The following is a 7,608-nucleotide window of genomic DNA, read 5'->3' on the forward strand; positions in this document are numbered from 1 at the left end:
GAGAAAGGCGCGATCGCATACCCGAAAATCTCTGTGTGACAGGTGTTTTAGTTTTTGGATGTCATCAATAATCGGCAGTGAAGTGGAAAAAGTATTTGCACTTCACTGCCGATCTTTTTTGCCAGATAAAGAAAACCGAGTTCTTAATTTTGGATAAAGCCGAGCTTAGATAGTTGGCATTTGCAATTCCTTCTCAACGGGGGCTTGACCATCAGCAGATTCATGCACACGCTCAAGCCATTTTTCGGCTTTTGAGTAGTTGTCATGCTGTATCTCTTTGATGGCTTGTTTGAAGTTCAGCACCACACCCCAAACATCGCTGAAGAAGCGTTTTTCTAGCTTCATTTTGTCGAAGAAATTAACAGCTTCAGTGTTCGAGAGTCCACCTTGGGTTTTCGCGATCGCCATAAACACTTCAAACACATTGTCTGCCATCTTGGCATCGCCACAGACGTAGTAGTGACATTGCGGATGGCTGAGTATTCGCCAGACTTCTTGAGCTTTTTCTTGCATCAAGCTTTGCACATAGACTTTCTTGTCGGTCAAACGTGAGAAGGCTACTTCTAACTCAGACAGCACACCTTGATTCTGCCAACTCACAAGTTGCTCTCCATAGAGCAAGTCATTGCGATCGCGACAGCCGAAATACAAGCAAGCATCACCTAATTGTGTTTCCTGCTGCAATAGGGCTTCCCGATAATGGAGGAAGGCAATCAACGGCGCTACCCCCGTACCCGGTCCAACCATAAGCATTGGCGCGAGTGGATCGGTGGGTGGACGGAAGCTAGACGTGCGGACACTGATGCGAACCTTTGCTCCCGGTTCAAGTCCGGCAAGGTAGTTGGAGCAGAGTCCCTGACGGGTTTGGAGTGCATCCGTTTTAACTTGCAGCACTCCAACTGTGATTTGGATGTGCTGGGGATGAAGCGGAGCACAGGAGGAAATGGAGTAGAGACGTGGCTTTTGCTTCGGCAATAACTCTAGCAAGACTTCCAGTGTAATTTGGGCAGAAGGAAACTCATTGAACAGATCGACAACGCTCATGAAGTTGTCCGTAATGGTTTTCTTGAGCGTGATGCTGTCGGGATGGTCGTCTCCTTGCCGGAGAATTTCCAACCAGATTTCCAGGCGTTGTTTATCCTGGGGATTTTGTGCTACCGAGTACAGGTAGGTCAGCAGCTCGTTGAATGGTTCGCGCAAAGCGAGATCGAGGTCTTGGGAGAGAACCTGTCCGATGGTTGTGGGAACGGTAACAGGAGGTTTTTCTTCCAATTCTGTACCATCGGGCATTAGATAACGAGCTGTGAAATAGGTGTTGGGGGATACTGAGAGGCGATCGCACAACCGATTCACCAACTCCGCCGGATTGCAAGGATAAACTGCAACATGATCGCCTGTTTCATACTCCAAATCGGTATCAGAAATATCAAAGACAACATAGCGAGTAGAACGGCTACCGGGAATCACTTCTTTGAGCAGTTCGTTATTGGCAAGCACAGATACTTCGACACCTCTGTCTTTGCTCACTTCTACTGGTGAAACATTTGCGGCTTCGGTTTCACTCAAGAACGTGACGTTCAGTTTAGGTGCGGTTGCGGCTGTAGCATCGGCTGAGGTGGCATCCTCACCCAGAACGCGGCAAACCAATCCTAACCATTGTTTGAAGGTGTCGGCTTGTCCCTTGATTTCATCGCCTTTGTGGAGTGGCACAATACAGTTACCTCCCACCTTGGCGAGTGCCTTATCTACCGAAATTCCGGCAGCGCAGAAGTGGTCGTAAATGCTACTACCAATGCCCAGAACGGAGTAATTCAAACCGTCGAGGGAACCCGCAGGTTGTTGCTTCAACCAATCGAGGAACTTCTTGCCGTTTCCAGATATCTCGCCATTGCCGAAGGTGGACGTGACGATGAGTATCAGTTTCTCCGATGCCAGGGTGTCGGTGTTGTATTCATCCAGCGCCATCACTTTGGGACGGAATCGCTGGAGTTGACGAGCGGCTTTGCGCGCAAAGCCTTCAGCAGTACCTGTCTCGGAAGCGTAGAGAATGAGGATGCGGTCTTGCTTGTTTTCGTCCTCGTCGGTAAGCGTAGAGAATTTTTCCAGGTCAATACCATCTTCCACTGCCCAGCGATCGGCAGCATGGTGATAGGCTGGCTCTAGGTAGAAGTCGCGCATCTGGTGGTGCCAGACCGGACAGGCACTTCCCCCCGATGCGGGTACGACCCAACCCCAATCCCCCGGACACTCGCGTCCTGCTTTCTTCTCACGTAAGTCGTGTGCCAGGAATTGACGAGAGGCAGATTGATGGTCTACCATCGTCACCTTCGCTTTCTGGAAGGAGTACAGGATGGCAACGTTGAGTTCCAATGCTACGCGATCGCGCCACAATGTCTGCTCCGAACTGCTATCCAGCTTGAGAACTTTGGCGATGTCCTCCATCTTGTTGTAGCGGTACTCATCCAGGAAATCGCGCATAATCTCAGTACCCATGTACCAGCCATTAAAGGGGATGCAGCCGTAGTTGATGCCACCAACGTGCATTGAGAAGTTGCTAATGGCAGGGACAGCATACCAACGCAAGCCCAATGATTTGAATTCAGGAATCGTGGGATGTTCGATTTCCACTTCCAGAATCTCATCCCTATCCCAGTGGTACATCTTCGGTTCCATACCGGGAGCTTCAATCACTAGAGGCAAAATGTCGTAGTCCGTGCGTGGTTCAGAGGGTTGCCAGCCCAATTTCATAATCGCTTTGGTCAGATCCAGGTTAGCAGGATCGCCCATAATGCTACCATTCGGTTGCTCGTATGCTGCATAACGAGCTAATTGTGGATTCCAGATGCGTGGACCCCAGCGTTCCTTAGGATGTTTGGGACGAAAGACGGTCATGGTAATCTGGAGGTTACCGTCGTTTGTAGCGTACTGTAGGTGTTCTTTGAGTTCGCGGAATATCTCATCAGGGTCGGTAACGTGGCGGCGATCGCGTACCACCATATTATTCCACTGAATCCGCCCCACACACTTAGAAGCATTGCGCCATGCCACTTGTGCCCCATACGCCACTTCTTCATAGGTGTGGGTATAGGTTCCGGTGGCGCGTACTTCCTCTTGAATTTCCGCCCATCGTCGTGCCTTATCCTCTGCTTCCCATGCCTGCTCAGTGGCGATTAGCTCCAGGTACTGCTTGGCTTTTTTGAGCAATCGTTCCTCATTCAGCTTGGGCAGCTTGATTACATTGATAGCGCGAGCGATTAACGTCTGCCATCCCTGCCGTAACTCTGGTGTGAAGTCCGGTACGTACTTCGATAGCATGACTAGCAGGTTGTCTGCTATAGCCGGATAGGCGCAGGAGGGTATATCATCAAAACTATTCACCTGCGCTCCTAACTGCTGGAGTATCAACTCCTCAAATTCCTCGAAGTCAATCTCGCCGCTACCATCGACATCTACGCGAATAAACAGAGCCTTCAATTCGCTTAGGGAAAGGCGTAGCCCTGACTGGTGCGAGAAATCAATAAGTTCCTCGATAGAAATTGTTCCACTCCCATTTATGTCAATGCTATTAAAGATATACACACGCATATCTTGAATTAGTTGGTCTCTGCTACCACCGTCGAAGCGGTGAACCAAGAATTCCAAGACCTGAAACAGGTTCAAGGACAGATAATCCATGTTTGTCCGTCCAAAGATAGGCAGTATGAAGGGGTACTTTTCAAATAGGGTTTGAAAAAATGCCTTTCCAATCTGCTGCTGATTGTCTTTGAGTACGGTTAACGAGTCCGCCATGCGTTGCCTCACCTCTGGAAGCATTGCCTCTTCGTAGCGACGGATTGCCTCCACCATAGGCACAATTACATAGGTGTTAAAAAAGCGGTAGAGGGCAGAGTTTCCGCCTTTTGCTAAATCTTGGTGATCGTACTCTTCCAGGTAAGAAATCGATGGTAGCATCCACATCCACACCTGCCGTGCCTTCAACCAGTGCTGGGGACGCATCCCGATATCGGCAAACAGCGCACCGTAATCCTCAACCGTGTCAAAGGAATCCCCTTTTTCTGGAGGTACGCCCATTAAGGGTTCTCCAATTACATTTTGAGTTTCAGGCTGAAGTTGGTGTACGCAGCAATCAAACAATTCAAAGAAGAAATCACTCATGCTGTTGATCGCTTCCCCGAAGATGTACTCCAGTTCAGGTTCCTCTAGCAACAGGCGCTTCAAGAACTTTTCCATCTGCAATTCTTTCCATGCCCGCAGCTTGTTCCAAGAGTCTTTGACAATCACTTCTTCTGGGGGCGAGAGAAAAACAGATTCTGGCATCTCGAACTCACCCTCTATCTCAGTCCCTTTGCTGTGAGTGGGGCGAGTACCGTTCTGATTCCCCAAGATTGTCAAGGTGCTGCTACTTCCCTCACTGCTACTCTGAGTCAGGCGAGTTTTCAGCTTCAATTGAGGTGCCTGGTTCCAAGTTGTAATGGGAAATTCTAACTCGGCACTGCGCTCTCCATTCAGGCACTCCTGGGTGGCAAACGTGACTGTTCCAGCATCCTGCCAACGTTGAGTAATGTCTCCTTCCCGATAACGCAAAGTAATGGCAATCGTGCAGTCTCCCTTGTTTTTCAAATCCATCAACCAACTGGGTTGCGTGCGGTTCAGCAGATCCTTTTCCAACAAGCTTTGTCCCTCTTCGGAAACTACCTGCACATGGCATTTATACTTATAGTCATTAGAAACTGGGAAATCGCTTACAGAGACCTCAGTTAGGTGGATAATTCGTTGATTGTAATTCATACTTGAAAAATCAATGACTCAGATTTTGGGGTGAATTGATGGTATGGTCACGGCTTTTTGTAGAAACGTGACACAATAGCCTCTCTACAATAAATTATGATAAATGTAGACCACGAATCGTCATCGCCTGAGGCAATATTGTAAAAATAATATCAGGTTTTTAAGCGATCGCACTACTCCCTTCTTTTGATAGTTAGCGGTTGCAATTCCTCCTCAACGGCGGCTTGACCATCAGCAGATTCATGCAGTGCGATGAACCAGGAAAGAACAGTCCCAAGGCTATACATACAAAGGAAGCAACGCCAAAGTTCCGGGGAATCCTCACCTTCAAAACCCTAGGCTCGTAGAGCCAAGGTTTCAGGTGGGGGAGGATGTAAAAATTAGCACCAAACGCCACCTTTAAATATCTGTGAGTGAGACGAATGTCAAATCTAGTGAAGCGCAAATCCCGCCCAACAAAGCGAAAAACTATCGGTTTCATGGTGATAATTTTAGCGTGGAGTCTGGCTATGGGCTGGCTTCTGGCTTTGGCAACTAATGTACAAGCAGCTAATACGTCAGAAATCGGTACGGTTGATGTAGTGCCGGCACAATATCAGTTGGGACAGCAACTATATCTAGAAAACTGTTCTAATTGTCACATTGCCCTTCCCCCGGCTGTTTTTCCTACCCAAACCTGGAAAAATCTTCTGCAAGATTCCCAGCACTACGGCGTACAACTCAAACCTCTAGTCGATCCACCGCGCATTTTGGTGTGGAAATATCTGTTAACTTTCTCCCGTTCCCAGCAAAAAGAAGAACAAACACCTTATCGTCTCAAGGATTCACGCTATTTTAAAGCTTTGCATCCCAAAGTGCAACTACCACGCCCCGTACAAGTTGGTAGCTGTGTCAGTTGTCATCCAAGTGCCACCGACTTCAACTTTCGCAGCCTAAGCCCAGAGTGGAAGTAGGGGGAGTGGGGGAGTGGGGGAGTGGGGGAGGAAATTTCTCCTTGTCCTCCCCTCTCCTTGTCCTCCCCTCTCCCTATCCCCCCCTCTCCCCCTTGTCTTGAAGAATAAGCGTAACAACTCCAATTTATGTAAGCACGAGCTAAATCGTTGTCGTCTGTCCAATTTTGTGATTCGATTAAACCTTGGAGTCCAGCACCGTAAGCACCTGGTTTAGAACCAAAAATTCGGTAACGCGATCGCACTTGGGCTTCTTCTGAAGTTAAACCTTGTGCCTTCCACAAATCTGTTTCTTCCTGTACTTGCGCTGCGAGGGGGTTTTGTGCTTTTGGTTCATCCAACGCCGCCACTGCTTGCACCGCCGTATCGAATAAATCAATTAAATTGGGGAAAGCATCCCGAAAAAAGCCAGAAATCCGCAACGTCACATCTACACGAGGACGCCCCAAAACCGAAAGGGGCAAAATTTCCAAATCCACCACCCGCCGCGCCATACCATCCCACACAGGCTGCACACCGAGCAAAGCCAACGCCTCAGCGATGTCATCACCGCCAGTCCGCATTGTGGCAGTTCCCCACACAGATAAAGCCAGCGTCTTTGGATACTCCCCATTCTCCTGGGTGTAAGTTTCTACGAGAGTTTCCGCTGCCTTCCTGCCGATATCCCAAGCCGTTTCCGTGGGAATGGCGCGGATATCAATTGAGTAAAAATTTCTACCTGTAGGCAAGACTTCCGGACGTCCGCGTGTGGGAGCACCAGCAGGAGCACTAGGGACATATCCCCCATCAAGTCCGTGTAACAAATAAGTAATTTCTTCGTGAGTTTGTTGCAGAGCAGGAAAAAGACGCGATTGTATCCAGTTTAAAACAGGGGAAAGTGGGGAGTTGGGATTTAAATCTAGAGACGCGAAATACGAAGTCTCTACAGAGTCAGAAGTAATTAATTGTTCGACTAATTCGGCTGCATATTCTTCTAAAACTTCAACAACATCACCTAAAGTACGACAAGAATTAAGCCTCACGCAAAGACGCGAAGACGCAAAGGATGAATCTAACTTTGCGTCTTTGCGACTTTGCGTGAGAAAAAACTCATCTCCCAAATCTGCTGTGATGGGGTCGAAATCTAAACCTAAATTTTCAGCGATCGCGCGGGTGAATCCGATATGATGACGATTGGGAAGACGTGCGATCGCCACAATTAAATCTCGCAACTGACGACCATCAGGACATTTCCCAAAAATGTGCAACCCATCGCGGATTTGAGCCTCTTTTAATTCACAAAGATAACCATCAATAGAAGGTAAAACCGATAAGTCAAAAGGTAAAACAGAAGACTCTTGATTTAGCTTGACTTGAAAATCTTGATGTAAATTTTCTTGAAGAATTAATTGAGTAATGCGATCGCCTATCGTCCGTAAACGCGAAGGATCTAAACTTTCAGCCTCATAATACTCATCAATCAAATTTTCCAACTGCTGCAAAGAACCATAAAGCTCCGCACGAGTCATCGGCGGCGTCAAATGATCTATAATCACCGCTTGAGCGCGACGCTTTGCTTGTGAACCCTCACCAGGGTCATTCACAATAAACGGATACAAATGCGGAAGCGCACCCAAAGCCACTTCTGGATAACAACTATCCGATAAAGCCACACTTTTACCAGGTAGCCATTCCAGATTGCCATGTTTCCCCACATGAACCACAGCATCAGCAGCAAAACATTTCCTTACCCAATAATAAAAAGCCAAATAACCATGAGTCGGTTCCAAATCTGGTGCGTGATAATTCAAACTAGGGTCAATATCATAACCCCGCGCCGGCTGAACACCCACAAAGACATTACCGAACTGAATTCCGGGAATGGGGAAAG

3 protein-coding genes are annotated in these 7,608 nt (G+C 48.0%); 1 reads left to right on the forward strand and 2 read right to left on the reverse strand.

Annotated elements, in window-relative coordinates; genetic code table 11:
• Positions 1-165: 165 nt before the first annotated feature.
• Entirely contained in the window at positions 166-4,788 is a 4,623-nt protein-coding gene (locus tag OGM63_RS05295; RefSeq protein ID WP_263744451.1) for a nitric oxide synthase oxygenase, read from the reverse strand.
• Positions 4,789-5,210: 422 nt separating this feature from the next.
• Between OGM63_RS05295 and OGM63_RS05300 the strand changes: the two genes are divergently transcribed.
• A complete protein-coding gene (locus OGM63_RS05300) occupies positions 5,211-5,741 on the forward strand; it encodes a diheme cytochrome C (protein WP_263744452.1) in 531 nt (176 codons plus the stop codon).
• Here the strand turns inward: OGM63_RS05300 and cobN are convergent.
• On the reverse strand, positions 5,687-7,608 hold a 1,922-nt coding region (cobN, locus tag OGM63_RS05305), incomplete at its 5' end, for a cobaltochelatase subunit CobN (protein ID WP_263744453.1). The genes OGM63_RS05300 and cobN overlap by 55 nt on opposite strands.

The sequence above is a fragment of the Plectonema radiosum NIES-515 genome (assembly GCF_025753815.1).
Lineage (GTDB): Bacteria > Cyanobacteriota > Cyanobacteriia > Cyanobacteriales > Nostocaceae > Hassallia > Hassallia radiosum_A.

Bases quoted from the DNA above. Each gene is read 5' to 3' on its own strand.
- OGM63_RS05295 (WP_263744451.1), bottom strand. From the start codon at position 4,788: ATGAATTACAATCAACGAATTATCCACCTAACTGAGGTCTCTGTAAGC.
- OGM63_RS05300 (WP_263744452.1), top strand. From the start codon at position 5,211: ATGTCAAATCTAGTGAAGCGCAAATCCCGCCCAACAAAGCGAAAAACT.